Annotated in this window: 1 protein-coding gene; it reads left to right on the top strand. The window is 43.4% G+C overall.

Annotation, left to right across the window (positions count from 1 at the left end; translation table 11 throughout):
- Nucleotides 1–124 precede the first annotated feature (124 nt).
- Nucleotides 125–310 carry a hypothetical protein gene (locus FQK12_RS00020; protein WP_014228564.1) on the top strand — a complete coding sequence of 62 codons (186 nt, stop codon included), beginning with the start codon at nt 125–127 and terminating at the stop codon, nt 308–310.
- Nucleotides 311–564: the final 254 nt, after the last annotated feature.

Raw genomic sequence — 564 nt, 5'->3', positions numbered from 1 at the left:
GGCTAACTGCGAGAAGAAACCCACCAATAATCAGTAAGCTAATGCTTGCAAATTAGCAGTTCGTCTGCTAACGCTTCGTGATAAGATTTTCAGCGGAAATTATCTATTAAAAGGAATGCGTAATGTGGACGTGCTGATTGACAGCGCTTTCGAGGGATATCTCTTCCTCTTACTGGATATGTGGACAGTTTTAATTGTTGCTTTCGTCGGGTTGGCTCTGTCATTTTATGGCGTGCAAATGCGTAGAACTGCCGTCACCTTCTTTCTGCTTGCTGCGATAATCGGGACTGCTGGTTCGATCTATACTTAAATGTAGGTTGCAGAGAATATGCAGAAAGTCAACCCGCAATCCAACGGTGGCTATTACTGCGGTTACTCGTGTCATATGCCCTGACACACATAATTTGAACCCAGGTCGCCAATGGCGGCCTTTTTTATTGCCAGAAGCAGGAGAAGAAGCATGTCAACGTTTCGTTTACTGAAGCCTAAGAGTGAACTTCAGCTTCAGTAAAGTATTCGATCAGTTACTTAACAGGTTTACTTTCTGAGGGGAGGAAAATATTT

The sequence above is a fragment of the Klebsiella sp. ME-303 genome (genome assembly GCF_007910085.1).
GTDB classification, from domain to species: Bacteria; Pseudomonadota; Gammaproteobacteria; order Enterobacterales; family Enterobacteriaceae; genus Klebsiella; species Klebsiella michiganensis.
Note: the sequence above shows the minus strand (reverse complement) of the source record. Positions and strands in the feature narration are given on the sequence as shown.